Genomic DNA, 26,651 nt, shown 5'->3' on the forward strand with positions numbered 1-26,651 from the left:
GCATCCCTGTGGAGATACTGACCGGCTTCCTCGGCAGCGGCAAGACGACGCTGCTCAACCGGATGCTGTCGGAAGGCGCCTTTCGCGACACCGCCGTGGTGGTGAACGAGCTGGGCGAGATCGGGCTCGACCACCTTCTCGTCGAAACCGCGCCTGGGCAGGTGGCCTTGCTGGAGGGCGGCTGCCTGTGCTGCGCCGTGGTCGACTCGCTTCCCGAAACGCTGCTGGATCTCGTGCGCCGCCGCGCTGGCGGAGAACTGCCGAGGTTCGGGCGCATCGTCATCGAGACGACCGGGCTCGCCGATCCCGGTCCGATCATGGAAGTGGTCCGCCGCAGCCCGCTGCTGTCGCATTTCCTGTCGCTGGGCGTGGTCGTCACCGCGCTCGACATGCTCGGCGGCCGCACGCAGGTGGAGCGTCACCCGGAAGCGCTGCGCCAACTGGTGCTGGCCGACCGGCTGGTGCTGACCAAGCTGGACTTGCGCGATCCCCTCGCGCCCGAGGAATGCGTCTGGATCGCTGGGGCCAATCCGCTGGCGGACGTGGTCACCGCATCGGACGTCCTCGCTGATCCGGCGCTGCTGCTGGCCCCTTCGCGCGGGGCGCGGCCTGCCGTGACGGACGATCACGCGGCGCATAGCCATGGCGTGCGGGCCTGGAGCTTTCCCCTGGGCGAGCCGGTCACCCGCTCCGGCCTCGCGGCTTTCGCGGCGGCGCTGGATCACCGGCTGGGCGCGGACCTGCTGCGCTGCAAGGGGCTGGCCCGGACGCGCGGCCGCCTGTTGCTGGTGCAGGGCGTCGGCGCGCGGTTCTCGGTGACCGACGCCCCGCCGTCCGCCGACGGTGCCGCGCCGCACCTCACCGTCATCGTCCAGCGGCGCGAGGCAGGCGAGATCGCCGCGTTGCTTCCGTGGCTCCACGTACCCGAGGGCACGATGCCCCCATCCAAAGAGGACCTGCAATGAGCGGCTTCGACCTCCTGATCGCCAACGGCACCATCGTCGATCCCGTCGGCGGTATCGCTCAGGGCGACATCGCCATCACCGATGGCCGCATCGCCGCGCGCCTCGCCTCCGGCAGCGGAGTTACGGCGCGCGAAACGATCGATGCCACGGGACTGCACGTCTTCCCCGGCCTCATCGACACACATGTCCATTTCGGGTTCGGGGAACCGATTACCGAATACACCACCGAGACGCAGCATGCGGCCATCGGCGGCTTCACGTCGATCCTTGGCTATTTTCTGTCGAGCGAAGGCTACGGCGACATCTTCGACGCCGAACATGCCCATGCCCGCGAGCGGTCGCACGTCGATTTCGGCTTCCACTTCTCCGTCGCCAGCGAGCGGCACGTCGAGGAAATGGAGCGCTACGTCGCCGACTACGGCGTCACGTCGTTCAAGTATTTCATGAACTTCAAGGGCGAGGAAGGCCGCTACCTCGGCCTTGACGGGACCGACGACGGGTACTTCTACGCGCTGCTGGAAAAGGCCGCGAGCCTTGGCGAAGTCACCATCGTCGTCCACACCGAGAACATCGAACTGGTCAACCGCTTCCGCCGCGCCAGCATCGCCGGGGGCGGCATGACGCTGAAGGACTGGAACCTCTCCAAGCCCGCGATCACCGAGGCGGAAAGCACCATCCGCGCGCTCTATCTGGCGGAAAAGCTGGGCGCGCGCATCTATATCCCGCACATTTCCACGCGCATGGCGCTGGACGAAGTGCGCCGCTGGCGGGGCCGCTACGACCGGGTGACGGTGGAGACCTGCCCGCACTACCTGACGCACGACTGGGATGCGGACATCGGCCCCATCGGCAAGGCGAACCCGCCGTTTCGCAGCCCGGACGACGTCGCGGCGCTATGGGAAGGGCTGGCCGACGGCGCCATCGACGTCGTCGCTTCGGACCACGTACCCCGCAAGCGCGCCACCAAGGAGAAGCCGGTCTGGCAGGCATCGCAGGGCTTCCCCGGCACGGCGACGATCCTGCCGGTGCTGCTCGACCAGGGGTATCACAAGGGGCGCTTGTCGCTGGAGCGGATCGCGCAGTTGCTCACCAGCCGTCCGGCGGAGATATTTTCCATGAAGGGCAAGGGCAGCCTGGCTCCCGGTGCAGATGGGGACGTGACGCTGGTGGACCTCGAGCAGAGCCGCGTGGTCGATCCTGCGGCGCTGGCTTCGTATTCGGACTATAGCCTTTACGAAGGCTGGACCCTGCGGGGCTGGCCGGTACGGGCGATCCTGCGCGGGGAGACGATCATGCAGGATGGCCGGGTCACGGGCGCGGGGGGGTATGGGCGTTATCTGGAACGACGGGGGTGAGGGCTGGCGTAGGGAGGCCCACCCCTGTCCCTCCCGCAAGCGGGAGGGGGATGATAGGGTGGCGCTAGGTTCCCCCTCCCGCTCGCGGGAGGGGCGCGAGACTTGGCGATTTATCGCCTAGTCGCAGCGGGGTGGGCCTCTCAGGCCTCACCCAACCCCAGTTCTTCCAGTTGATCCGCCCAGTCGCGGTGCCATTTCTGCACGAGAATCTCGTTCGCCCCGAACACGGCGCTGAACCCCTCCGGCGCGTCCGACAGGTTGCGGTAGGCTTCCTCCGAGACACTGTAGTCCTCCGTCCGCACGACATCCTCGATGAAGCCGTGGAGCACCTGCCAGTCCTCGTCCGGCTGCGGGCCGTCGGCGTGGCCGGGGCGATAGGTGGCCATGCGCGTCACCGTGCTGCCGGACGTCTCACCGGGGTAGAGGTGGTAGAATCCGTAGAACATCTCCCCGTTCGGACCCGAGGAGACGTTGAGGTTGATGTTGGGAAAGATGAAGTAGTTGCCGCCGAAGTTCTCGTCCGGCCACTCCGTCTCCGGCGCGTCGGCGAGCGCATACCAGTCCTTGCGCGGGAAGCCCATGCGGGCGTGGCGGTCGAACGGGGTCAGCGCCATGACGTTGGAGACGAGGCGCGGCGCTACCGTGGTCGCGTGCAGGGTCGCGAAATGGTAGCTTTCGCAGTAGGTGTCCCAGGCGCATTTCCAGTTGGTGCGCGTTTCCAGCCGGCTGCGGCGCATCGGCCGGGCGCGGCCGAGTTCGAGGTGCTCCAGTTCCGCCGCGAAAGGGCCGAGCCATTCCGCCACGTCGATCAGGCCGCCCTCCGGATCGGCGCGCACGAAGACCATGCCCGCCCATTCGGCCACCGGCAGCTCGACCAGCCCGCGCGCCTCGCGCTCCATGCCCGCGAAGCCCTCCGCGCCGGGCAGGCCGATCAGCTTGCCCTTGAGGTCGAAGGTCCAGCCGTGGAAGCGGCAGGTCATGCGCTTGCGGCTGTCGCATTCGGTCACGAGGCGCGCGGCGCGGTGCGGGCACATATTGAGGAAAGCGCGTACCTGCCCTTCGCCGTCGCGCAGGATCACGATCTCGGGGCCGAGGGCATCGAACAGCAGCTTGTCGCCCGGCTCCGCCACGTCGAGCGAAAGGCAGGCCATGATCGGCAGCTTGCGGAACGCCTCGCGCTCCCGGGCATGGCGGTCAGGATCGACGTAGGCGTGGGCGTCGATCTCCATGACGGTCTCGGCCAGGTCCGTACGGCCGTCGCGCAGGCGCTCGACGAGGGCGCGGCGCAGGGAATTGTGGGAGTCCCGCCGGGCTGCAGAGGGGGCGAGAGAGGGATCGGCGGTCATCGGATCAGTGTCCCCGGTAACGGATGAAGGCGAGGAGGCTCAGCGCCTTGAGTACGGCCGGATAGACCGCGAAGCAGAGCACCAGCGTAGTGAGGGCGCCGGGCGTCTGCGGCACCGCGCCGCTGCCCTTGGCGCCGACGAAACCGCCGAGGCTGAGCAGCACGCCGGTGATCGCGGGGCCAAGCGCGAAGGCGACTTTCTCCAGCGCGCTGAACACGCCGGAATAGACGCCCGCTCGTGATGCGCCGGTGGTCTCGCGGTCGTGCTGGATGGTGTCGGTCAGCATCGACAGCGCCATCAGCAGGTACATCGAGTTGAACAGGCCCCACAGGAACCCGCGCAGCGCCATCAGCACGATTCCCGGCGCGGGGATGCCGAGGTGGGCGGCGATCCAGCCGTTCTCGGTCGGCCCGGCGGTGATCCACGAAAGGCACAGCAGCGACCAGCCGAGCACTCCGGTGACGAACAGCGCGCGCTTGGAGAAGCGGCGGCTCAGCCAGACCGTCAGCGGCTGGGCTACCAGCACCGAAGCGGCGGCGAAGACGTTGACGATCGCCAGCGCGCCCGCATCGTGCAGGACGTAGAGGAAGAACAGGCCGAAGACGGTATAAGTCATGCCCTGCGCGGTCAGCGCGAAGAAATAGGTGGTGGCCAGGCTCACGAAGCCGCGGTTGCGCCACAAGGCGAGGATGTCGGCCTTGCCGGTCGCGCCTTCGGGGCGGGGCAGGGTGATGAGGCGGGTGCGGCGCACGGTCGCCCAGGTGACGCCCATGCTCACTAGGCAGACGAGGCCGTAGAGCATCCCCATGCGGTTGAAGCCGTGCCAGCCGTCGCCCAGCCACTGCGCCACCGGCAGCGCATAGCCCGCGCCGATGGCGACGCCGACGGCCAGGAAGACAAGGCGATAGGCGAGGATCGTCGTGCGCTCGCGCGGGCTCTCGCTCATCTCGGACGCGACCGAGAGGTAGGGCACCGAGAACAGGCTGTAGGCGGTCGAGGCGAGCGCGAAGGCGAGCGACATGTAGGCTGCGCTGGCCAGCGGGGAAGAGAAGTCCGGCGCGCTGAACATCAGCACGAAGGCGAGGCCCGAAAGCAGCGCGCCCGCGCCGAGGAAGGGGGCGCGGCCCCAGCTGGTGGCACGCCGGTCCGACCAGCCGCCGACGAGGGGGTCGCAGAACACGATCCACGCCTTGGGGATCAGGATCGCGATGCCCGCCATCCACGCCGGGATGCCGAGCACGGTGATCATGTAGATCGGCAGGATCAGCGCAGGGGTGTCGCGGAAGATCTGCGCCCCCACTGCCCCGCTCCCATAGCCGAGCCGGGTGGCAAGGCTGACGCGCGGGGTGCGTGCCGGGGGTGAGGTCATGGCGGCGTCGTAGGTCGCTTCGAGCATCAGCTTTTCCCCGGATAGGCGCTTGCCACCGAGCCGGTCGCGGGCTGGTGCAGGGCCTTGGGCATGGAGTATTCGAGCAGCCCCTCATCGCCGTACTCGCGCCCGAAGCCGCTCGGTCCCGAGCCGCCGAACGGCAGGTCGAACGAGAAGCCGCTGCGGTTGTGTGCGTTGACGAGGCACAGTCCGGCCGGCAGCGAGGCCGCGAGGTCCCATGCCCGCTCGGCGTCGGATGACCAGACCGAGGCGCTGAGGCAGTCCCCGGTGGCGGCCCAGCGGTGCACATCGGCTTCGTCGCGCCAGGTGACCACGGGCACGATCGGCCCGAACTGTTCGTCGCGGACCAGTTCCGCATCGTCAGTCAGGCCGGTGACGAGCTGGGGGGCCACGAAATAGCCCTGCTCCGGGTAGTCGGAGAAGTCGTTCAGGAGCGGCACGACCATGCCCCCGTCGCAGCGCGCCTGCGCCGCGACGCGGCTGATGCGGCCTTGCGCCTGCGCGCTGATGACCGGGCCGATGTTGGTGCGCGGGTCGAGCGGGTCGCCCATGTGGAGCAGGCGCCGCGCCGTCTCGACGTAGGCGTCCACGAAGCGGTCGGCCACGGCTTCGTGGACGTAGAGGCGCTTGGCCGCCATGCAGACCTGCCCGGCGTTGAGGAAGCTGGCCCAGACGAGCGCTTCCATGCGCGCGGTGGTCGGCTCGAAGTCTTCCAGCACGATCAGCGGGTCGTTGCCGCCCAGTTCCATCACGCTGGGGATGAAGCGGCGGCTGGCCTGTTCCAGCACTGCGCGGCCCACCGTGCCGCCGCCGGTGAAGGCGACTTTCGCCACTTCGGGAGCGCCGATCAGTGCCTCGCCGGTCTCGGCGCCGCCGTTGACGGCGCGCAGCAGGCCGGGCGGCAGGTGCGCGGCGATCATGGCGACGATGGCGCTCAAGGTCAGCGGCGCGAAGGGGGAGGGCTTCACCAGCACCGCGTTGCCCGATAGCAGGGCGGGCGCGATCTTGGTCATGGCGAGGATGATCGGCGCGTTCCACGGCACGATCGCCGCGATGACGCCATATGGCGCGCGCCGCACCACGCGCCGCCCCGGTCCTTCGCCGCGAACGTCGTCGGCAAGGAGACGGCGGGCGCGGCCCTCCATGTCGGCGGCGAAGGCTAGCGCGAAGCGGATTTCCCCGGCGCATTCGCCCACCGGCTTCCCCATCTCGCTCGCCATCGTGCGGGCGAGGGCGTCCATGCCCTCCACCGCGCCGAAGGCCATGCGCAGCGTATCCGCGCGCGTCTCGAAGTCGAGCGCGGCCCATTCCCTCTGTGCGGCCGCTGCGGCAGAGGCGGCGGCGAGGACGTCGGCGGGACTGTCGCGGCGGATGCGCCCGGCCAGTTCGTCAGGCCGGGCGGGGTTCTCGCGCAGCAGCCACTTGCCCTGCGCGTCCGCCATGCTCGACGCGGCGAAGTCCCCCAGCTTCGGATGGCCGGTCTGCGAATGCGGGGCCAACTCCGTCAGCCTTCCTTGAGGAAGCGGACGCAGGCTTCGGTCCACTCCTCCGGGAACTCCTCTATGGTGTCGAGCGTGCCGCCCTCGATCCGGTAGTCGGGCACCTTGCCTTCCAGGAAATGCAGGCACTTCATGATGCCCGGCGCGGAGAGGTCCTTGTCGCCCCAGACGATGAAGCCCGGCACCGTCACGTCGAAGCGCAACTGCTTGAGCGTGTCGAGCTTGCTGGCCGCGTAATACGATGCCTGCGCGTTCTCCCCGGCGGTGAGGGCGGCGACGTAGAGCTTCTCGAACGCCTTGAGGTTGTTCACCGGCGAAACGTTCTTCCAGCGCAGCTGCCACAGGCGGGTCAGGTGGCTGCCGTCCTCCTCGGCGATGGTCGCGGGCGCGCGCATCGGCACCACGCCCTCGTCCGGGTGGAGCAGCACCGGGCCGGAGAGGACGAACTTCTTGACGCGCTCCGGATACTGCGCCGCCAGCTGGGTGGCGAAGTAGGCGCCGGTGTGGACGCCGATTACCGAGATCGGATCGGTCAGTCCCAAGTCGTCGAGGAATTCGACGATGGTGCGGGCATATTCCTCGGGCTCGACGAGGCGGCCGGGCAGGTCGGACATGCCGTAGCCGATGGTGTCCATGCAGATCGCGCGGAAGTGCTCGCCCAGCATCGGCAGCACGGTGTCGAACATGCCGCTCGACTGCGGGGCCTGGTGGAGACACAGGACCGGCTCGCCCTCGCCATGCTCGCGGTAGTGGAGCTGGCCGAGGAAGCAGCTGGAATAGCCGCGCTTGAAGTTGACGGGCGCGGTATCGATGGTCGGGATCATGACGGCTCCTGTTGGCTGGCCTCGGGCGCGAGCGGCAGCTCGGCGAGGCTTCGGAAGATGGTGGAGACGAAGGCGGCGCGGCTTTCGCGCATCGCGGCGGTTTCGTCGGGGGTGAAGGTGAAGCTCTCGATCGCCTCGGGATCGAGCGCGCCCTGTGCGGCGAGGACGCCTTCCAGAACGGCGTTGCGGCGCTTGAGCACCCAGACTTGCGCCGCCATTTCGAGCATGACGTCCATCATCGCGTCGAGGCGGCGGTCGCCGAGGAAGGGGCGGCCGTCGGCAAGGCCCTCGCTCTTGTCCAGCCAGCGGCGCAGGTCGGTGACTTCGTCGGGTGTCATGCGGTTTTCCTGCAGACGCGGATCTGCAGCGCTCCGGTGGAGGTGGCGGCAGGGCGGTAGTCGGGATCGACGTCGCCGAAGTGCGCTTTCAGCAGCGCGGTGAAGTCGGAATGGACGAAGGCGGGGGCGTAGGGCTCGCCGTTGTACCAGCTGTCGAACAGGCGCATGCAGTGGCGGCCGCTGAGTTCTTCGGCCGCGATGTGCGGGAAGTCGATGATGGTGAAGGTGCCGCCCGGCTTCAGGATGCGCGCGGCCTCTTTCACGACGCCTTCGGCCACTTCGGGCGGCAGTTCGTGGAACAGGATCATCGCCAGCGCCGCGTCGACGCTGTTGTCGGCGAAATCGAGCGCGGCGGCGTCGCCCTGCGTGAAGTGGACCTCGATCCCCAGTTCCCGCGCCCGGGCATGGCCGTAGCGCAGCATCGGCGCAGCAAGGTCGATGCCGTGGACCTCGGCTTCGGGGAAGCGCAGCTTGAAGGCGGTGGTGGACTGGCCGACGCCGCAGCCAAGATCGACGATGCGCTGCGGAGAGCCGTCGATCGGGCACCATGCGGCCATGACGTTGTGCAGGCGGTCGTCGTCGTTGCCGCCGGTGAAGAACACCTTGGAGCCGTAGTGGAACACGAACCCGGCGAGCGCGTCGTCGTGGTAGTTGCCCGGCTGCAGGTGGATGTCCTGCGCCCGGAAGTAGTCGGGATAGGCGAAGGCCGGGTCGATGCGCAGCAGGTGGGGGGCGGCGGCCTCGGCCTGCTTCAGCCAGTCCTCCAGTTCGCCCGCGATGCGGCGATAGGTGTCGCCGGTGCCGCGCCACATCATCATCTGGGTCGAGCGCATCATCCGCCGCGCCATCTGTGCGGCGGGCACGTGGTCGAGCGCGGTGAACAGGTCCTGCACGCGCGGCCGGGGCGACTGCGCGGCCATCCCGGCGCCGATCGCATCGCCCGACTGGACGAGGCGCGGGACCATGCGCGAAAGGTTGAAGGCGCGCATTCCCTCGACGAAATCGACGTAGCTCTCATCGTCGAGGCTGGCCGCGCCGCGCAGGGTGCCGATGGACGGGCGGCTCACGCCGGGACGCTTTCGCGCAGCGCCAGGATCGCGCCGTAGAGTTCCGGGCGCGTGTCCATGATGAGGTCGGTCGCGCCCATCAGCCGCTTGTCGCGGTTGGGGGCGAGGTCGACCTCCACGGTGAACGCGCCGGTGAGCGAGGGCGCCATGTGGCGGTCCGGCGCGTTGACTTCCTTGGTCTGCGGGAAGCGGTATTCCGGCGGGGTCGTGCAGACGGTGCCGGGCTTCGCGCAAAGGCTGTCGGAGCGCCCTGCGCTGACGATGGTGACGTGGTTCTCCGCCGAACGCGCGGTAAGCATGAGTTCGTGATGCCAGTCCTCGCGCCATGCCGTCGGACAGGCGATGAGGTCCGTGCCCTTGCGGGCGAGCACGCGGGCAGCCTCGGGGAACAGCAGGTCCTCGCCCAGCAGCAGGCCGAGGCGGCCGAACGGGAGGTCGAAGACCGGCAGATCGTCACCCAGCGCCATGTCGTTCGAGCCGGGATCGGCGTGGATCTGGCCGTATTCGCCGATCACGCCTTCGGGGCCGAAGAGGACGGCGCGGTTGACGCGCTTGCCATGCTCGCGCCCCGGCAGACCGGCGACGAGGTAGGTCCGGGCTTCGGCGGCGGCTTTGATGAGGGCTGCGGTTGCTTCGTCCAGGCGGGTGTCGTCCCCGAGATCCCACGCGAAGAATTCGGGGAGCACCGCTAGTCCGGCCGGGGCCGAGGCGATCATTTCGCGGGCTTGCGCCAGCCGTTCGTCGAACGTCGCGCCGCCGGGCACGATGGTCGTCAGCGCGACTTTCCCCGCTGGCGCGCGGTCTTCGGCGAGCGCCGCCAGCGCGGCGTTGTCCTCGCCCATCAGCGTGTAGAGTTCGGGCCGCCGCCGCGCCATGCGGTCTTCGCGTTCCAGCGTCGACAGGTCGATGTCGGCGAACACCAGCCCGATGTCGTCATGCGTCGCGCGGGCCAGCGGCATGCCGTCCGGGCCGACCACCTGGCTTTCCCCTGCGCCCTTCACGAAGTCGCGGGTCATGCCTGCGGCGTCGATCAGGTCCTGCAGGTCCTGCCCCTTGACCATGTCCCCCACCCGGTTGGCGGAGATCATGAAATAGCCGTTTTCGGCCGCGCGCGCCGGGATGTGCAGGTTCGCCTCATCCACCCCGTTCGAGCACAGCGAGTTGAGCACGATGTCCGCCCCCAGGCACGCCATCGTGCGCGAGGTTTCCGGCACCAGCCCGTCCATGCAGGATATCATGCCGATGCGCCCGATTTCGGTGTCGTAGACGCGCCCGTCCTCGTCCGAGGGGAAGAACGCGTCGCGCTCGATCCACATCAGCACCTGCTTCTTGTTGGAGCCGATGTATTCCCCGTCTGGGCCGATCAGGTGGTTGACCATCCATGCCTTGGGGAATGGCCCGCGCACGGCGGCGTTGAAGCCGATGAACAGGCCATGCTCGCGCGCCTTGGCACGGATCGCCGAGACCAGCGGACCTTCGAGGGTAACGGCCTCGCGCCATGCGTGTTCGCGGTCGGTGTAGGAGGTGGGGTAGTTGCAGCACTCCTGGAAGTGCACCAGCCTGGCCCCGCCCGCCGCCGCCTCGTCGGCAAGGCGAAGGATGTCGGCAAGAACGCGGTCGGTGTCCTTGCCGGTTTCGAACTGTGCTGTAGCTACCCGTAGCATCGTGCGCGCCTTTCGGATCAGAAGTCGAATTCGAGGGTGTCGCCGAAGCTCTTCTGGTCGAATTCGGCCAGTTCGTAGGTCACGCCCTTGGCATGGCCGATCACGCGGGCGCAGATGCGGTCCTGCCCGGTGGTCCAGACCTCGATGTCGGCGTCGATCGCGCCGGTGTGCCAGAGGTAGTGGTCGCAGACGAACTTGCCGGCGGGGACTTCGATCTCCTCCTCGCCGATGTACTCGATGGCCAGCGTCACTTCCTTGCCGTGCGTCATCTGGCCGCCGTTCCAGGTGGCCGAGGTGGTGAGGATGCGCACGTGCTGCGTGCCTTCGACCGCGCGGTCGCACTGGGTGAATTTCCAGCCCTCGACGACGGTGGGGTGGTAGCCGAGGACGAGGTCGGCGCCGCCGGGAAGCTGGGCCTGCTCGATCGGGCTGCCGTCGGGCGCGATGAGGAGCGACGTCACCTCGTCACCGACCACGCGGCGCACCAGAACGCCCTGGAACTCGCTGCCGACGAACAGGCGGAGGTGCCCGTCCATCGGCATGAATTCGGTGTTCACGGTCTGGGTGACGTGGCGCACCAGCGAAGTGCCGGGGAAGCGCGTCATCGACTGCGCGGTATGGGTGCCGTCGGGGTTGGTGGAGACGATGAAGTTCTCCCACTCGACCCACTTGGAGCGGTCGTCGCTGGGGCCCATCACGTAGCTGCCGGTGGTACGGGTAAGCGGCATTCGGTCTACCTCTCTGTCGATCCGGATGGACGGCCCGAATTGTTGGGGCCGGGTCCATTTGCGGGGTTCGACGTCGAGGCTGCCTCACACCGGGCGCGCGGCAAATCGAGGCTGGTGCCTCTGGTCACCAATCGAGGATTTATCGACTGGTGGGGAATTGCGGTATTGGATGTTGCCGTGTCAGAGCGGCGTCGCGGTCACCACCATGCGGCCCAGGAACACCGGCTTTTCGGCGCCGATGATCGGCACGCTCGGCGGCGTTGCGACGGCGGCCACGCTCGTCAGGATGGCCGAGGATACGGCAAGGGCTGCGAAGGCGGGGAGCAGGCGGGTCATCTGGCGGCGTCCATCGTCGGGTTTCGATTGGGCCGGTATGACGGGGCGGTGTCGCAGGACTTTGCCGCGCCTGCATCAAGCTGTCCGAAAGTGTATTGAGCGGTAATCTCAACAAGACTTTGGAGTCGCGCGGATCGGCATGGCGCTGCAATCGTTCCGCAGCGTGATCAGGCTTCTCCACCTGCCGGTCAGTTGGGGGCACAACCCTGTCATTGCAGCCCCCGCGATGCTTGCTAGATACCAATCTAACGGAGATTGGGTTCATGACTTATCGCCTGGGGGTGGACGTCGGTGGGACGTTTACCGACCTTTTGCTGCTCGATCAGAAGAACGGCTCGTTCTGGCGCCACAAGACGCCTTCCACCCCGCATGACAGCTCGGAAGGCATCCTCAACGGTCTCGGCGCGATCTGCGAGAAGGCAGGAATCACGCCTGCGGACATCGAGTACTTCCTCCACGGCACGACCGTTGCGACCAACGCGGTGCTCGAAGGCAAGGGTTCGCGCGTCGGCCTCGTCGTCACCGAGGGCTATGGCCAGGTCATGCAGATCGCACGCTCGTTCGTGCCCGGCGGCCTCGCCGGCTGGATCGTGTGGCCCAAGCCCGAACCGCTCGCCGCGCTTGAGGACACCGTGGAGATCGCCGGGCGCATGGATGCGCAAGGGCGCGAGATCCGCCCGATCGACGAAGCCGGTATCCGCGCCGCGTTGGAGAAGCTGAAGGCGCAGGGCGTCGAGGCGCTGACGGTCAGCCTGATGAACGGCTACCTCAACGGCGCGCACGAGAAGCGCGTGGCGCAGCTGGCGGCCGAGATCATGCCCGACGTGCCGATCTCGCTCAGCCACCTTGTCCTGCCCGAGATGCAGGAATACGAGCGCACCCTCACCACCGTCGCCAACGCGGCGGTGCGCCCGGTCGTGGGCAAGTACGTGCGCAACCTGCGCGACAACCTGCGCTCCGGCGGCATGGCGGGCTCGCTCTCGCTGCTGCGCTCCGATGGCGGGCTCATGTCCTCCGAGAAGTCGGAGGAGCATCCGGTCGCGCTGCTGATGTCCGGTCCCGCAGGCGGCGTCACGGGCGCGCTGTGGGTCGGCAAGAACTCCGGCATCCGCAACATCCTGACGCTCGACGTCGGGGGTACTTCCACCGACGTGGCGCTGATCGAGAACCTCGAGGCGCGCCGCGTTCGCACCACCGAAGTCGGCCACCTCTCGGTCCGCGCCTCGGCGCTGGACGTGAAGACGGTGGGCGCGGGCGGCGGTTCGATCGCCTACGTGCCCGAACTGACCGGCGCGCTGCGCGTCGGCCCGCAGTCGGCGGGCGCGGTGCCGGGCCCGGTGGCCTACGGCAAGGGGGGCAAGCTGCCGACCGTGACCGACGCCAACGTGGTGCTCGGCTACTTGCCCGAGAACCTGCTGGGCGGCACCTTCAAGCTCGACCGCGAAGGCGCCAAGGCGGCGGTGCAGACCATCGCCGACAAGCTGGGCATCGGCCTGATGGAAGCCGCGCGCGGCATCATCGACATCGTCAACGAGAACATGTTCGGCGCGCTGCGCATGATCTCGGTGCAGCAGGGCTACGATCCGCGCCACTTCGCGGTGATGGGCTTCGGCGGCGCCGGTCCGCTCCACGTCAACGCCGTGGCCAAGCTGATGGGTTCGTGGCCCGCAGTCTCGCCGGTCTCGCCGGGCGTGCTCTGCGCGCTGGGCGATGCCACCACGCGCATGCGCACCGAGACGGCGCGCTCGTTCTCCAAGCGCTTCTCGGAAACCGAGGAAGCCGAGGTGATCACGCTGCTGGAAGAGATGGCCGCGCAGACCACGAAGGAACTGACCGCCGAAGGCATCGCCGACGCCGACGTCACCGTGCAGTTCGAACTCGACGTGCGTTATGAAGGGCAGGCCTTCGAAGTGCCGCTCTCGATCAGCCCCGACGTGCTCAAGGCCGATGGTCTCGCAGGCGTCAAGGCGCGCTTCGATGCCGAGCACGAGCGCCTGTTCACGTTCAACATGGACACCGAGCACGAGCTGGTGAACCTGCGCGCCGTGGCGCTCGGGCCGCTGCTCGAACTGGAGGCGCTGCGCCTGCCCGAAGGCAACGGCGACCCGATCGACGCCAAGGTGCGCGATCACGAACTGTGGTTCAACGGCGCCATGGCCCCGGCCGCGATCTACGACCGCGCCAAGCTGCGCGCCGGAGACGTGATCAAGGGCCCGGCGATCGTCACCGAGATGGACTCGACCACGCTCATCGAAGGCGACTGCGTCGGCACCGTCGATGCCGTCGGCAACATCCTGATCAACCTGGCCTGAGGGGAGAGAACCAATGCCCGCACGTATCATCCAGGCTAACGAAACGCCCTTCAACAAGGTCGATATCGACCCCGTCACCCTCGAAGTCATCGAGAACGCGCTGCGCAATGCCCGCGTCGAGATGGACGCGACGCTGGTGCGCACCGCCATGTCGCCCGGCATCCGCGAACAGGGCGACGCCTTCCCGCTGATCGCCGACCATCAGGGCCGCATGATCGTGGGCCAGTTCGGCTCCTACATCGGCCCATTCCTCGACGGCTTCGACGGCACCGTGGAAGACGGCGACATGATCTTCCTGTCCGACCCCTACTCGGTCGGCGGCGCGATCAGCCACTGCAACGACTGGCTCGTGCTGCTGCCCGTGTTCAAGGACGGGCGCCTGATCGCCTATACCTCGATGTTCGGCCACCAGAGCGACATTGGCGGCATGGTGCCCGGATCGATGCCGATCCACGCCACCGAGATCTTCCAGGAAGGCGTGCGCATCCCGCCCGTCAAGATCTGGAAGAAGGGTGAATACAACGAGGACCTGATCAAGCTGGTCATGCACCAGTCGCGCACCCCGGCGTGGTGCAAGGCGGACCTCAACGCGCTGATCGCCTCGTGCCGCGTCGCCGCCCACCGCGTGGTGGAAATGGCCGAGCGCTTCGGCGACGACGTCTTCGTCTCGGCGACCGACCTGCTGCTTGACCGCAACTTCCGCGCGATGCAGCAGCTGATCGCCAGCTCGATCGGCGAGGAGAAGGTCTCGTTCGAGGACTACATCTGCGACGACGGCATGGGTTTCGGCCCGTACAAGATCAAGTGCACGATGTGGCGCGAGAACGGCCGCGTCGTCCTCGACTTCGACGGCACCGATCCGCAGAGCCAGGCCTCGATCAACATGTTCCTGAACGAGAACATGATGCGCATGTTCTTCGGAATCTACATGATCATGGTCTTCGATCCGCAGATCCTGTTCAACGACGGCTACTATCCGCTGATCGACGTGCGCATTCCGGAAGGCTCGCTGCTCAAGCCGAAGTTCCCGGCCGCGCTTTCGGGCCGCACCCACGTGCTGGGCCGCCTGTTCGACATCCTGGGCGGCCTGCTGGGCCAGAAGACCCCGGAATTCCTCAACGCCGCCGGCTTCTCGTCCAGCCCGCACCTGTTCTACGCAGGCACCGACAAGGCCGGAAAGTGGTTCCAGCTGTTCCAGATCGGCTTCGGCGGCATTCCCGGCCGTCCGCTGGGCGACGGGCCGGACGGGCACTCGCTGTTCCCCGGCTTCACCAACGTGCCCAACGAGTTCCTGGAGCGCTACTTCCCGCTCGTCATCGAGAAGTACGAGACGGTGCCGGATTCGGGCGGCGCGGGCCTGCATCGCGGCGGCAACGGCATCAACATGGTCTACCGCTTCCTTGAGCCGGGCGTGATCGCCATCCACGACGACCGCTGGTTCGTGCCGCCCTGGGGCGTCAACGGCGGCCACCCGGGCAAGCGCGCGCGCAAGCTGCTGGTGAAGGCCGACGGCACCGAGATCGTCGTCGGCAACAAGCTGGAGGACTACCCGGTCGAGGCCGGTGACGTGCTGCACTTCATCACCTGGGGCGGCGGCGGCTGGGGCGACCCGCTCGACCGTGACCCCGCGCTGGTGCTGAAGGAAATCGGCCAGGGCCTCGTCACCGCCGAGGGCGCGAAGGACTACGGCGTCGTCATCACGGACGGCGCGGTCGATGAAGCCGCCACCTCGGCGCTGCGCGAGAAGCTGCGTACCGAGCGCGGTGCAATCGGCGTGTTCGACTTCGGCCCCGACATCGAGACGCTGCGCGCGAACTGCCTCGCCGAAACCGGCCTGCCTGCGCCGACCGCGCCCAAGTGGGCTACCGTCGAATTCGCGGAGGCCGCCGAGTGAGCGACCTTCTCGACGACTACAACCGTGGCGGCTTCGGCGGGGCTCTGCAGCCCGGCAAGAAGCCGGCGCTGTTGCTGGTGGACGTGGTCGTGGCGTATCTCACGCCCGGCCAGCCGCTCTACTCGCCGCGCTTCGAGACGGCTCTCGCCTCGTGCGAGCGCCTGACGGAAGCGGCGCGCAAGGCGGGGGTGCCGGTGATCTTCACCAACGTCGTCTACCGCGCGGGCGGCAAGGACGGCGGGCTGTTCTACAGGAAGGTGCCCGCGCTGGAGGCTTTCCTGGAGGGCTCGCCGCTCGGCGCCTTCCCGGATACGCTGCAGCCGCGTGCCGACGAAGTTGTGGTGACGAAGCAGTACGCCTCGTCGTTCTTCGGCACCTCGCTGGCGGCGACGCTGACCAGCATGGGCGTGGACAGCCTGTTCATCACCGGCTTCTCCACCTCGGGCTGCGTGCGCGCTTCGGCGCTCGATGCGCTGCAGAACGGCTTCGTTCCGCTGGTCGTGGCGGACGCCTGCGGCGACCGCGACGAGCGCCCGCACGAGGCGAACCTGTTCGACCTGTCGAAGAAGTACGCCGAAGTGCTCAGCGAGGAGCAGGCCATCGCCCTGATGGGATGAGGTCGCTCCCACAAGCGAGATGAAGGGGAGGCACGGCGCAGGCTGTGCCTCCCTTTTTTTGTTCCTCCCCGAGCTTGTCTCGGGGAGGGGGACCGCCGCGAAGCGGTGGTGGAGGGGGAGAGGCCGGGCAATTCCCCCTCCGTCACCGACTGCGTCGGCGCCCCCTCCCCGAGACCCAAGTTGAACAGTGCTAGCGGAACACGCAGGGAACGCGAGACCATAAGTATCTGATTTTGCGGGGAGTGGATTTGGCGGCAAAATCGGGTGTGCTAACAACATTTTTGCTGTGACTGTCGGTTTGGTTTATCTTTACGGGTCCAGGCAGTAACAACTTTGTCATGTATGTCGTCGAACGAGTCGCGCGCGGGCACCGCTATCTTTACCTGGTCGAGAGCGTGCGAGAGGGCAAAACCGTCCGCCAGCGCACGATCAAGGCTCTGGGCCGCAAGGATGTGCTGGCCGCAAGTGGCGAACTCGACAGGCTGGCCGCCTCGATCGCACGTCACGCAGAGCGCAGCGTCATTCTGTCCGATATCGATGCAGGCCGGATCGCAGCCCGCAGGATTGGCGGCCCGTTGCTGTTCGGGCGCCTGTGGCAACGGCTTGGCATCGATGCTGTATTGGAAGAAGTGCTGGAAGGCCGCCAGTTCGGCTTTGCCGTGGAGCGCGCCGTATTCGTCGCCACACTGCACCGCCTGTTCGTCTCCGGCTCGGACCGAGCTTGCCTTGACTGGATGGAGAGCTACGCCATCGACGGCAGCGAGGATCTCGCCCTCCATCACTTCTATCGCGCCATGGCCTGGCTGGGCGAAGAGATCGAGGAAAAGGCTGAGGGCGCGCTGGCACCTCGCTGCGTGAAGGACGTGATCGAGGAGAAGCTGTTCGATCGCCACCGAGACCTGTTCACCGACCTCAGTCTTGTATTCATGGATACGACGTCGCTCTCGTTCTATGGTGCAGGCGGCGACACCCTGGGTCGGCGTGGTCATTCCAAGGACCACCGGCCCGAGCTTGCCCAGATGATCCTGGCTGTCGTGATCGACGCCGAGGGGCGTCCGATCTGCACCGAGATGGTCCCGGGCAACACGGCTGACGTGAAGGTGCTCATGCCCATCGTCACGCGCCTGCGCACCCGCTTCGGTATCACCCGCTCGTGCGTCGTGGCCGATCGCGGCATGATCAGCGCCGATACGATCGCCGCCCTTGAAGAACTGGGGATGGAATACATCCTGGGTGCGCGAGAGCGTACCAGCAGCGTCATCCGCGATGTCGTGCTTGCCGACACTGCCCCGATGGTGCCCCTGGTCCTCGAGAGGCAGGCAGGAGACACTCAGCTGTGGGTCAAGGAAGTGCGCGTTGGCAAAGGCGCCGATGCCCAGCGCTACGTCGTCACGCTCAACGAAGCTGAGGCAAGGAAGGACAAGGCCGACCGGCAAGCGATCATCGATGGCCTCCAGACCCAGCTGAAGAAGGGCGACAAGGCCCTGGTCGGTAACTCAGCCTATCGCCGCTATCTCAAGGCCAGCGGCAAGACCTTCGAGATCGACATGGGCAAGCTTGCCGATGAGGCCCGCTACGATGGCATCAGCGTGTTGCGCACCAATGCCCGGATCACCCCGCTGCAGGCCGTCATCCGCTACCGTGACCTGCTTCAGGTCGAGGCCCTGTTCCGGGTTGCCAAGGCCAGCTTCGACACCCGCCCCATCTTCCATCAGTCCGATGCCGCTATCCGCGGCCATGTGTTTGTCTCGTTCCTCGCTCTGACGCTGGCCAAGGAACTCACCCGCTTGTGTCAGGAAAAGGGCTTACAGCCCGAATGGCAGCCGCTCCTCAACGATCTCGATCGCCTTCAGGAAGCCACCATCGAAAAGGACGGCAAGGTCATAACCACCCGCACCCACGTCTCGGGCCAGGTGGGGAATGTCTTCAAGGCAACCGGCATCGCGCTGCCGGCCAATATCAGCGAGTTGCCGCCGGAAACCTGAGCTTTTGCAAGCTCAACCGATCCCGAAAATGTAGTGGTAACATTTACGTCGGCGCGCGCATGTCATTGAACAAAAATGCCTTTTCCGAAAGCACTGTTCAAGTTGGGCGAGACAAGCTCGGGGAGGAATAAAAAAGGCCGGGGTTTCCCCCGGCCTTTCCTTGTCTCGCAGCAGCGCCGGATCAGAACTTGATCTTCGCCTGCACGCCTGCGGTGCGCAGATCGCCAAGCCCCAGCATCAGCGCCGAGGTCCGCGCCGCATAAACGAAGCCCGGCGACAGCGTGTAATTGTCCGAGATCGTCAGCGGCGTCTTGTTGTTGAAGATGTTGTTCACGAACGCCTCGAGCGAGAGGTTGCCCCGCGTGATGCCCGCGCGTGCGTTGAACAGGTGCAGGTCCGGCGTGCGTGCCAGGTTCGCCTCGTTCGACCATACGCCCGACTTGAAGTTCCAGTCGCCGCGCACGAACCAACTGCCCTTGTCCCAGCCCGAAATCTCGGTGCCGACCTGGACGCCGACGTTGGCCGAGTACTTCGAGGTGTTCTTCATCTCCTTGCCGGAATAGTCGTAGATCCCGGTCAGGGCGCTGACCGTGGAACTGGCGAAGGCCTTGATGTCCGAGTCGTTGATCGCACCGGCGGCGTCGATGGTCAGGAACTCGGTCGGGCGCCAGGACGCTTCACCCTCGATACCGCGCAGGTTTACCGAACCCGCGTTCATCGATGCGGTGACGAAGCTGTAGCCGGTGGGCTGCGTGGCGTCGGGCGCGACGATGATGGTCGAGTTGATCTGGTTGCGCCACTGGGCGTAGTAGGCCGCGAAGGTGTAGCGCAGGGTCGATCCGATGCGACCCTTCAGACCGATCTCGTAGTTGGTGATCTTCTCGGGCTTGATCGCCAGTTCACCGCCGGCATCGAAGGCCGCCTGCTGCACGGATCCGACCTGCGACAGGATGTTGGTGTTGAACTGCGCCGGGTTCACGCCCTTGGCCCACGACACATAGACCATGGTGTCGGGCGTGATCTGCCAGTTGACGATCGCGCGCGGGGTGAAGTTCTTGTACTTCGCGCTCGCGAGCACGGTGCCGCCGGTGTAGAAGCCAGCCGGGATGAACGCGCTCGATGCGACGCTCACGCCGGAGGGGCGGGCGAATGCCTGCAACTGGTCGATCTGGTAGCGGCCTTCGAAGCTGGCCGAGATCGTGTCGGTCACGTCGTAGGTCAGGCCGAAGAACAGGCCAGTGGTCTTGTTCCGGCTGAGGCCGCCGGGCGAGAGGCTGGACGCGGTCAGCGCGCCGGTGCCGCCACCCAGGCCCTGGAGCTGGTCGGCGCTGAGGTAGCTGATGCCCGCTACGCCGTGGAACCGGCCGGAGACGTAGGACAGGCGACCTTCGAGCGAGAAGTCGTCGATCTTGCGTTCGATCAGGTACGGATAGTTGAAGTACCCTTCGCCGAAGATCTCGGTGGCGTCGATCCTGCCGTTGCCGTTGTAGTCGTAGCCGCTGGGCAGGGCGCTGCCGTCGTAGCTGTCGAGGTCGATGAAGGTCGTCCAGACCTCACGGTTGTACCCTGCGAGCGCCGAGATGGTCAGTTTGTCGGTGGCTTCCCAGTCGAACGTCGCATGAGCGTGCTTGGTACGGCGCAGCAGGCCGTAGCCCTGCACGCCTTCCGAGGGATCGACGATGCGATTGGTGCCGATGTTGAGGAACTGGCGCACGAAGTCCGTGTTGGTGACGTTCGCGGTGACCGGGTTCGCCATCGTCGGGATGGTGCCGCAGAAGTAGGGGTTCTGCACCGCAGCGCCGGCGGGCAGGCCGGTGACCGGGTTGAGCACGCCGCGGGTATCGCCGGTGAGGATGCAGTTCGCCTGACCCTGGACGACAGTGCTGCCGTTCGGCGCCTTGACGTCGTAGGAATAGAGGCGGGTCTGAGCGGAAGGACCGTCCTTGTCCTCGCTCAGCATGCCGAACAGCTTGATGGTGACGTTCGAGGCCGGGGTGATGGCAAGCAGCAGCGAAGCGCTCTTGGTCTGCTGGTCGCCCAGCGTCACGCCGTCTTGGTTCTTCCACGAACCGTCCCGGGAATACTGCTCGCCGTTGATGCGGAACGAGAGGAGATCGGGGATGATCGGACCTTCGATCGATCCGCGCAGGCGCCAGTTGTTGCGCGTGCCGAGCATGCCGAGCACTTCGCCGCCCCAGTCGTTGCCGGGCATCTTGGTCACGACGTTGATCGCGCCCGCGAACGTGTTGCGGCCGAAGTAGGCGCTTTGCGGGCCCTTGATGATCTCGACGCGCTCCGGGTTGCTGATCGCGCTGACCTGCGAGGGCGAGGACACCGCGACGCCGTCGATGAACATCGAGGTCGTGGTGGCGAGCGTGGTCGACGGCGTCATGCCGCGCATGACGACCTGCTGGAACGAGCGGTCGGCGTGGCCTGACGAGCTGTTGTTGATGTTGATGCCCGGGGTCGAGGCGGCCATGTCGGTGACCGAGACGATGCCCTTGGCGTCGAGCGTTTCGGAGGTGATCGCGGTAACGGTGACCGGAACCTTGAGGATGTCTTCCCCGGTCTTGCGTGCGGTGACGATGATGTCGCCGCCGGTGTCCTGCGCCATCGCGGGAGCCGCGGTCAGGCTTGCTGCAATAGCAATGCCTGACAAGGTGGAGGCGAACTGGAGTTTATATTTGCCGGTCATTTCGTCCCTCAATGTTAAAGGCGCACTTGCGGCGCCAATTGTTGTCACGTTCCCTGCGTATCTGCGAATTTCACTGCCATTGGTTTTTGTAATGATACTATGCACGTTCTGCACTGACGTGCAGAACCGGAAGCGAGTAAGCCATTGGCCGTCCTGTCGGCCCGATCGTGATAAAATTTCAATTTACGATTTTCGGTGAATCAAGAAATTTTTATCGCCGTAAGAATTCCCTTAACTCGCGCTCTATTGAAGAGGCTCGTGCCCTTTGTTCGCCTGTCGGATGCAACGGCGTCCGACAGGCGCATTCATCACCGCACAGCGACTTTCGTGAGCCAGGCTTCGAGGTCGCGGGCGAACTTCTGCGGCTTCTCCCACATCGGGAAATGGCCGAGGTCGGGGTATTCGATCAGCGTCACCGGCGCGTTGGTGAAGCGCTTGACCGAGGCACCGGCGCTTTGCGAGATCACGTCATCGTAGCTGCACCATTGCAGCAGCACGGGCACGTGGACGGTTTCGGCCACGGCGCCGACGTCCGATGTCTTGAACGCCTTGACGTTCGCCTGGATGTATTGCGCCTGCCGGTCGAGCGCGCCGGGCAGGTTGTTCATCTCGGTGATCTGGTCGACCATGCGGTCGGTCGGCTGGAAGCCGGGCGGGGTGGTATCTTCCAGCATCGCGCGCCAGAACCAGTGCGGGCGCCAGTTCGGCAGCACCGCCTTGAATACCGGCAGGCTCCAGCTCAGGCGCCAGTTGACCTTGCGGGTCTGGCTGGGGCGCTCCAGCGGCAGCATCGAGAACGCCATCGCCGTCACGTGGCCGGGATAGGCGCGGTTGTATTCCAGCCCTACGTTGGAGCCGTTCGACGTCGCGACGAGCGCGAACTTGTCGTAGCCGAGTTTCGTCAGCAGGCCGTTCATCAGCTGTGCCGAGCGCGGCGTCGAATAGACCCCGGAAGGATCGGGCGCGGTCAGGCCGTAAGGCGACCAGTCGAAGCGCACGACGCGGTACTTGTCCTTGAGGATCGCGGCGACGTCGTCCCACTCGTGCAGGTTGACGATCGAGCCGTGGAGCAGGACGATCACCGGGGCGCCGACCGGGCCTTCCTCGCGCACGTGCAGGCGCACGCCGTCGATGGTGACGAAGCGCGAGGGGCCGTCGGCCCAGCGCTTTTCCAGCTGCGCACGGTCGGACTCGCCCGCTCCGGCGCGCAAGGCCAGAACGGTGCCGCCGCCGACGAGGACGACTGCGCCCAGCGTGGCGAGTGCGATGCGGCCGATCTTCATGCCGTCACCGCTTCGCGCGCGGGCAGGCCCAGCGTCTCGCGCAGGGTGGCGCCCGGATAGTCGGTACGCAGGCGGCCGCGCGCCTGCAGGATCGGCACGACCTGACCGACGAAGTCTTCAAGGCCCCCCGGCATGTAGCTGGGCTGCAGGGTGAAGCCGTCGCAGGCGCCCGCGTCGCGCCACTCGATCATCATGTCGGCCATCTGCTCGGGCGTGCCGATGAAGACGTTGTGGCCGCGCGGGTGGCGCATGAAGTTGGCGGCGAACTCGCCCAGCGGCGTGCCCTTCTCGGCGCCCGGCACGATCGAGCGGGCGACGTCGCCCTGCGGCAGCAGGGTCTTCGCGAGAATCTCGTCGACCGGGATCTGGCCGAGCGGATCGAAGCCGGTCAGGTCGCAGCACAGCGATTCCGACAGATACTCGATCGCCAGCGCATCGTCGGCAAGGTCGAGGATCGCGGTATGCTCGGCGCGGGCCTCTTCCTCGGTGCCGCCGAGCACGCAGGAGAGGCCGGGCATGATGCGCACGCCGTCAGGGCTCCGGCCGACGCCCGCCACGCGGCTGCGCAGGTCGGTGCGGAAATCGACACCCGCCTGGATCGTGGCGGCGGGGCAGAAGATCGCTTCGGCCGTGCGCGCGGCGAAGTCGCGGCCGTCGGGCGACTGGCCTGCCTGCACCAGCACCGGGCGGCCCTGCGGCAGCTGCGGCCCTTCGCGGTCCATCTCGGCCCATAGTTCGCAGGCGCGGGCGACGACTTCGACGGCGTTGCGATAGCGCGCGTCCTTGGGCGGCAGTTCGGTCTCGCCGAAGTTGGGCGCGGTGTCGGGGTGCGCGGTGGTGACGATGTTCCAGCCCGAACGGCCGCCGGTGATGCGCTCCATCGTGCCGAAGCGCTCGGCCAGCATCTCGGGCGTGTTGTACGTGGTGGAGACGGTGGCGACGAGGCCGATATGCTTGGTCACCGCCGCCATCGCCGTCAGCAGCGTGACGGGATCGAGCGTCGGCATCGCCAGACGCTCGGGCGCGCGGCCGCCAGCCCCGCGCGACTGCAGCTGGTCGCCGAAGACGATCGCGTCGAAGCGGCCCTGTTCGGCCAACTGCGCGACGCGGGTGTAGTAGTCCATGTGGAACACGCCCTCGGGGCGCGCGCGCTCATGCTTCCAGCCGGTCGGGAAGAAGCCGATGCCTTGCAGGAAGGCCCAAAGATGAATCTGGTTTTGCATCATGCGATCTCCGGGATCACGGCGCCGCCGGGCTGGTTGGAGGCGGTGGAAGGGATGGGCAGGCCAAGCCGTGCGCGCAGGTCGCCAGCCGGGCGAGGCGCGAGCAGGGAGGCGAGACGCGCGCCGATCTGCGGCAGCTGCGTCAGGGCATCGCTCAAGGTGAAGTGCGCGCCGTCGATCTCGCGCGCCTCGAAGCGTTCGGCCAGCATGGCGGCGTCGGCATCGGCGCCGACCTTGATCAGCCGCTTGGTCGCCTGCGGGGCGGCGGTGCCGTCGGACACGAGTGCGATGTCGGCATCGTCGATGGCGATCGGATCGTCGCCGTCCACCACCAGCAGCGGATGGCCGAGCGGCGGGCGCATCGCGTTGACGGGACCTGCGACCTTGAAGAACGCGCCCTTGTAGTTCGATGCCTTGACCTTCGATGCGTCGAGGTAGCGGCCGCTTGTCTTGTCGAGGATCAGCGTGTCGCTGCCCCAGCCGTCCCACAACGCGCGGGCGGCGCCGACCATGTCTTCGGCCATGCCCTCGGGCGCGCCTTCGGGGACGACCGACCAGCCGGTGCGCCCGGCGGCGAGAAAGTCCACTGCCGACAGCGCGCGGGCGACGTGGAAGGGGTGCGCCTTCGATGCGGGCACGGTGGCGACCACGCCCAGCGTCGAGGTCATCGGTGCGGCCCAGGCGACGAGCACTTGCGCGTCGAACGGACGCTCGCCCGAACGGCCGAGCATGAGGAGGTCGAACCCGGCCGCTTCGGCGGCCTGCAGCACGGCGCGGGCATGGCCGGGCACGGCGAAGGCCGGTTCGGCCACGGAGGCGGAAAGGATGAAAGGTCTGGTCATACGATGATCACCGGGTCGTGGAGAGGATGGATGGGTTCGCAGCCGGTCTCGGTAATGCGGACGAGGTCTTCGCAGTGCGCCGAGCCGCCGATGCCGGTGTCCAGCGTCGGGCAGTCGACCGAGAGGATCATGCCCGGCTCGAGGACGATGTCGGGCTTGCGCCAGAAACCGCCGTGGACTTCGCCGGGCTCGTCGGTGTGGGCAAGGCCGACGCTGTGCGGGCCGAAGCCGATCGCGGCCTCGTACCCGGCAGCGCGGATCGCGGCCTCGCCGATCGCGGCGATCTCGGAATAGCGCAGGCCCGGGCGCAACTGTTCGCGCACCGCCTGCCAGCCGAAGGCGGCAGCCTCGGCGGCGCGGCGCGCCTCGCGCGTGGGCTCGCCGACGAACACGGTGCGCGCGAAGTCGCCATGGTAGCCGAGGAACTGGCTCACCCCGTCGAGCATCAGCGTCTGCCCGTCCTCGACCTGAAGGCGCGAGAGGTCGGAGGAGACGCGGTCGACGTTGAGGAACAGCGCGGTGTTGCCCCGCGCCGCGCACTCCATGCGATAGAGCGCCTGAAGCTCAACGTGCGTGGCGCCAGCGCGGATCGCATGGCCGACCGCATTGAGGGCATCGACGTTGGATCGCGCCGCGCGCGCCATCAGCGCATGTTCCAGCGGCGACTTCACGAGGCGGATCTCGCGCAGGATGTTGTCGGCCTGGACCATCGCGCCGGGGTGGTCGTGACGCTCGGCGACTTCGGCGATGACGGTGTGGTCGAAGCCGACCCGGCCCTGCCAGAGTCCCAGGCCCTTCATGGCCGCGACGATCGCGCCGCCCGCGTCGCTGCGTGCGGTCATGGCGCCGCTGAGGGTCGTGCTGACGGCCGCCCGGTGCCGTTCGGTGCCGCTGAGTGCCGCTGAGTGCCGTTCCGGAAGGACAGGAGAGAAGGGCACTTCGAGCGCGGTCTCGTCGCCCTCGTCGCCCATGTGCGTATAGAGCCAGACCGCCACGTCGCTGCGGCTGCGGCCGTCCGCCCAGCTGTAGTGATGCAGGAAGCGACTGGTCACGAGGCCCGGAATCTCCAGCCTTTCGCGCGCGATCAGGGCGAAAGTCCCCGGCGGCTGCCCGGCGCGGGTGCGCCCGATCTGCGGCCAGTGGCCCAGCGCGTGGAACACGTTGATCGGATCGCCCAGCACCAGCCCGGCCAGATCGTGCCGCTCCATGACGGCGAGAGCGCGGGCGAGGTTCATCGGCCCTTCGCGCTCGAGCGCCGCGAGTAACGCGCCATCGTCGGGGAGGAGTGTCGTGTCCATGCTGCAATATGAACACGACCGGGCGCGGTTCGCGCTCAGTGCTAAAGTTTTATTCGCTAGCCGATAAACTTTCTCTTCATGTCGTGGCTTGGCGAGCGACTGCGATAGCCTGCCTCTCATGAACCCGACTGACAAGAACCCATTTGCGCAGATCGAGCGCACTTTCGTGCGGCTCGACGAGGGCCAGCTTCACTTGCGGCGCCTTCCGGCCGCAGAGCCGGGGCACACGCCGCTGCTGCTGTTCCACGCCTCGCCTGCCTCTTCTTGGTTCCTGCAGGACTTCATGCTCGCCCTGCGCGCAGCAGGCCGTCTGGGCGAGATCGTCGCGCCCGACACGCTGGGCAACGGCGATTCGCCGCCGCCCGCTCCGGCCGAGCCCGACATTGCCTACTTCGCCGATTCGATGGACCGGCTTTGCACGGTGCTCGGCTTCGATGCGGTGGATGCCTATGGCACCCACACCGGCGCGCGTATCGCCTGCGAGCTGGCGGCGGGCCATGAAGGCCGCGTACGCCGCCTCGTCCTCGACGGCATCACCGAGTATGAGGACGAACTGCGGGACGCCGTCGTCGCCAATTACGCGCCCGTGGTGGAGCCCGACGAGTACGGCCGCCATCTGATCTGGGCCTTCAACTTCTGCCGCGACCAGGCGTTGTTCTTCCCGCACTTCATGAAGGATGCCGAGCACCGCCTCGCCGTGCCGATGCCGCCGCCGCAGATCCTGCATCGGATCACGCTCGACGTGCTCAAGGCGCTGGATACCTACCCCAAGCCCTATATCGCCGCGTTCCGCTACCGCGCGTTCGAGCGCATGGCGCGGATCGCCGCGCCGACGCTGCTGCTCAAGCCGGAAACCGAACTGGCCCTGCTCAACGCCTCGGTGAAGACCGCGCTCGGCCTGCTGGCCGATGGGCACGAGGCATCCACTGGCGGCTCGGCGCAGGCCAAGGCGGACGTGATCGCGCAATTCCTCGCAGCCGGAGCATGAAG

The 26,651-nt window shown here is 67.1% G+C and carries 21 protein-coding genes; 7 read left to right on the forward strand and 14 right to left on the reverse strand.

The window, feature by feature from the left end:
• Positions 1–8 precede the first annotated feature (8 nt).
• Positions 9–965, forward strand: coding sequence for a CobW family GTP-binding protein (locus tag BES08_RS22245; RefSeq protein ID WP_051586933.1), 957 nt, complete (start codon positions 9–11; stop codon positions 963–965).
• Entirely contained in the window at positions 962–2,320 is a 1,359-nt protein-coding gene (locus BES08_RS22250; protein ID WP_036526989.1) for a dihydroorotase, read from the forward strand. The genes BES08_RS22245 and BES08_RS22250 overlap by 4 nt, the downstream gene beginning before the upstream one ends.
• 140 nt (positions 2,321–2,460) lie before the next feature.
• Here BES08_RS22250 and BES08_RS22255 read toward each other — a convergent pair whose 3' ends face one another.
• The 9 genes from BES08_RS22255 to BES08_RS33080 form a co-directional block, all read right to left on the reverse strand.
• Positions 2,461–3,666 (reverse strand): aromatic ring-hydroxylating oxygenase subunit alpha, encoded by a 1,206-nt coding sequence (locus BES08_RS22255; RefSeq protein ID WP_036526988.1) that lies wholly within the window; start codon positions 3,664–3,666, stop codon positions 2,461–2,463.
• A gap of 4 nt (positions 3,667–3,670) precedes the next feature.
• On the reverse strand, positions 3,671–5,062 hold the full coding sequence (locus BES08_RS22260; RefSeq protein WP_051586932.1) for an MFS transporter: 1,392 nt from the start codon (positions 5,060–5,062) through the stop codon (positions 3,671–3,673).
• Positions 5,062–6,555 (reverse strand): aldehyde dehydrogenase family protein, encoded by a 1,494-nt coding sequence (locus BES08_RS22265; RefSeq protein WP_051586931.1) that lies wholly within the window; start codon positions 6,553–6,555, stop codon positions 5,062–5,064. Before BES08_RS22265 ends, BES08_RS22260 begins: the two co-directional genes overlap by 1 nt.
• 5 nt (positions 6,556–6,560) lie before the next feature.
• Entirely contained in the window at positions 6,561–7,379 is an 819-nt protein-coding gene (locus BES08_RS22270; RefSeq protein WP_051586930.1) for an alpha/beta fold hydrolase, read from the reverse strand.
• On the reverse strand, positions 7,376–7,717 hold the full coding sequence (locus BES08_RS22275; protein ID WP_036526986.1) for a hypothetical protein: 342 nt from the start codon (positions 7,715–7,717) through the stop codon (positions 7,376–7,378). The genes BES08_RS22270 and BES08_RS22275 overlap by 4 nt, the downstream gene beginning before the upstream one ends.
• Positions 7,714–8,784, reverse strand: coding sequence for a class I SAM-dependent methyltransferase (locus BES08_RS22280; RefSeq protein WP_051586929.1), 1,071 nt, complete (start codon positions 8,782–8,784; stop codon positions 7,714–7,716). Before BES08_RS22280 ends, BES08_RS22275 begins: the two co-directional genes overlap by 4 nt.
• A complete protein-coding gene (locus tag BES08_RS22285; protein WP_036526985.1) occupies positions 8,781–10,448 on the reverse strand; it encodes a nitrilase-related carbon-nitrogen hydrolase in 1,668 nt (555 codons plus the stop codon). Before BES08_RS22285 ends, BES08_RS22280 begins: the two co-directional genes overlap by 4 nt.
• 17 nt (positions 10,449–10,465) lie before the next feature.
• Complete coding sequence (locus BES08_RS22290; protein WP_036526983.1) at positions 10,466–11,176, reverse strand: hypothetical protein; 711 nt, start codon at positions 11,174–11,176, stop codon at positions 10,466–10,468.
• 180 nt (positions 11,177–11,356) lie between these two features.
• A complete protein-coding gene (locus BES08_RS33080; protein ID WP_155986305.1) occupies positions 11,357–11,512 on the reverse strand; it encodes a hypothetical protein in 156 nt (51 codons plus the stop codon).
• A 263-nt stretch (positions 11,513–11,775) separates the two neighbouring features.
• Between BES08_RS33080 and BES08_RS22295 the strand changes: the two genes are divergently transcribed.
• The 4 genes from BES08_RS22295 to BES08_RS22310 all read left to right on the forward strand — a co-directional run bounded on the left by BES08_RS22295 (position 11,776) and on the right by BES08_RS22310 (position 18,320).
• Positions 11,776–13,824, forward strand: a complete 2,049-nt coding sequence (locus tag BES08_RS22295) for a hydantoinase/oxoprolinase family protein (protein WP_036526982.1) — start codon at positions 11,776–11,778, stop codon at positions 13,822–13,824.
• A gap of 13 nt (positions 13,825–13,837) precedes the next feature.
• Positions 13,838–15,718, forward strand: a complete 1,881-nt coding sequence (locus tag BES08_RS22300) for a hydantoinase B/oxoprolinase family protein (RefSeq protein ID WP_036526980.1) — start codon at positions 13,838–13,840, stop codon at positions 15,716–15,718.
• Positions 15,715–16,335: an isochorismatase family protein gene (locus BES08_RS22305; protein ID WP_036526979.1), complete on the forward strand. Its 621-nt coding sequence runs from the start codon at positions 15,715–15,717 to the stop codon at positions 16,333–16,335. The genes BES08_RS22300 and BES08_RS22305 overlap by 4 nt, the downstream gene beginning before the upstream one ends.
• Before the next feature lie 338 nt (positions 16,336–16,673).
• Positions 16,674–18,320, forward strand: coding sequence for an IS1634 family transposase (locus BES08_RS22310; RefSeq protein ID WP_036531207.1), 1,647 nt, complete (start codon positions 16,674–16,676; stop codon positions 18,318–18,320).
• Positions 18,321–18,501: 181 nt separating this feature from the next.
• Here the strand turns inward: BES08_RS22310 and BES08_RS22315 are convergent, their stop codons facing one another.
• The 5 genes from BES08_RS22315 to BES08_RS22335 all read right to left on the reverse strand — a co-directional run bounded on the left by BES08_RS22315 (position 18,502) and on the right by BES08_RS22335 (position 25,661).
• On the reverse strand, positions 18,502–21,015 hold the full coding sequence (locus BES08_RS22315) for a TonB-dependent receptor (RefSeq protein WP_036528979.1): 2,514 nt from the start codon (positions 21,013–21,015) through the stop codon (positions 18,502–18,504).
• A gap of 308 nt (positions 21,016–21,323) precedes the next feature.
• Positions 21,324–22,298, reverse strand: coding sequence for an alpha/beta fold hydrolase (locus tag BES08_RS22320; RefSeq protein ID WP_036528982.1), 975 nt, complete (start codon positions 22,296–22,298; stop codon positions 21,324–21,326).
• Complete coding sequence (locus BES08_RS22325; protein WP_231958327.1) at positions 22,295–23,521, reverse strand: LLM class flavin-dependent oxidoreductase; 1,227 nt, start codon at positions 23,519–23,521, stop codon at positions 22,295–22,297. The genes BES08_RS22320 and BES08_RS22325 overlap by 4 nt, the downstream gene beginning before the upstream one ends.
• Positions 23,521–24,363, reverse strand: a complete 843-nt coding sequence (locus tag BES08_RS22330) for an LLM class flavin-dependent oxidoreductase (protein WP_036528985.1) — start codon at positions 24,361–24,363, stop codon at positions 23,521–23,523. The genes BES08_RS22325 and BES08_RS22330 overlap by 1 nt, the downstream gene beginning before the upstream one ends.
• On the reverse strand, positions 24,360–25,661 hold the full coding sequence (locus tag BES08_RS22335; RefSeq protein WP_036528986.1) for a M24 family metallopeptidase: 1,302 nt from the start codon (positions 25,659–25,661) through the stop codon (positions 24,360–24,362). The genes BES08_RS22330 and BES08_RS22335 overlap by 4 nt, the downstream gene beginning before the upstream one ends.
• Positions 25,662–25,779: 118 nt before the next feature.
• On the opposite strand from BES08_RS22335, the gene BES08_RS22340 reads away from it, so the two are divergent.
• The gene (locus BES08_RS22340; RefSeq protein ID WP_036528988.1) at positions 25,780–26,649 is read left to right on the forward strand and encodes an alpha/beta fold hydrolase; all 870 of its coding nucleotides are present in this window, start codon (positions 25,780–25,782) and stop codon (positions 26,647–26,649) included.
• Positions 26,650–26,651: the final 2 nt, after the last annotated feature.

This window comes from Novosphingobium resinovorum, assembly GCF_001742225.1.
In the GTDB taxonomy this organism is placed as follows: domain Bacteria; phylum Pseudomonadota; class Alphaproteobacteria; order Sphingomonadales; family Sphingomonadaceae; genus Novosphingobium; species Novosphingobium resinovorum_A.

Coding starts and splice junctions, on each gene's coding strand:
- BES08_RS22290 (WP_036526983.1), bottom strand. CDS start 11,176: ATGCCGCTTACCCGTACCACCGGCAGCTACGTGATGGGCCCCAGCGAC.
- BES08_RS22255 (WP_036526988.1), bottom strand. CDS start 3,666: ATGACCGCCGATCCCTCTCTCGCCCCCTCTGCAGCCCGGCGGGACTCC.
- BES08_RS33080 (WP_155986305.1), bottom strand. CDS start 11,512: ATGACCCGCCTGCTCCCCGCCTTCGCAGCCCTTGCCGTATCCTCGGCC.
- BES08_RS22270 (WP_051586930.1), bottom strand. CDS start 7,379: ATGATCCCGACCATCGATACCGCGCCCGTCAACTTCAAGCGCGGCTAT.
- BES08_RS22285 (WP_036526985.1), bottom strand. CDS start 10,448: ATGCTACGGGTAGCTACAGCACAGTTCGAAACCGGCAAGGACACCGAC.
- BES08_RS22260 (WP_051586932.1), bottom strand. CDS start 5,062: ATGCTCGAAGCGACCTACGACGCCGCCATGACCTCACCCCCGGCACGC.
- BES08_RS22330 (WP_036528985.1), bottom strand. CDS start 24,363: ATGACCAGACCTTTCATCCTTTCCGCCTCCGTGGCCGAACCGGCCTTC.
- BES08_RS22320 (WP_036528982.1), bottom strand. CDS start 22,298: ATGAAGATCGGCCGCATCGCACTCGCCACGCTGGGCGCAGTCGTCCTC.
- BES08_RS22295 (WP_036526982.1), top strand. CDS start 11,776: ATGACTTATCGCCTGGGGGTGGACGTCGGTGGGACGTTTACCGACCTT.
- BES08_RS22300 (WP_036526980.1), top strand. CDS start 13,838: ATGCCCGCACGTATCATCCAGGCTAACGAAACGCCCTTCAACAAGGTC.
- BES08_RS22315 (WP_036528979.1), bottom strand. CDS start 21,015: ATGACCGGCAAATATAAACTCCAGTTCGCCTCCACCTTGTCAGGCATT.
- BES08_RS22335 (WP_036528986.1), bottom strand. CDS start 25,661: ATGGACACGACACTCCTCCCCGACGATGGCGCGTTACTCGCGGCGCTC.
- BES08_RS22275 (WP_036526986.1), bottom strand. CDS start 7,717: ATGACACCCGACGAAGTCACCGACCTGCGCCGCTGGCTGGACAAGAGC.
- BES08_RS22310 (WP_036531207.1), top strand. CDS start 16,674: ATGTATGTCGTCGAACGAGTCGCGCGCGGGCACCGCTATCTTTACCTG.
- BES08_RS22340 (WP_036528988.1), top strand. CDS start 25,780: ATGAACCCGACTGACAAGAACCCATTTGCGCAGATCGAGCGCACTTTC.
- BES08_RS22325 (WP_231958327.1), bottom strand. CDS start 23,521: ATGCAAAACCAGATTCATCTTTGGGCCTTCCTGCAAGGCATCGGCTTC.
- BES08_RS22250 (WP_036526989.1), top strand. CDS start 962: ATGAGCGGCTTCGACCTCCTGATCGCCAACGGCACCATCGTCGATCCC.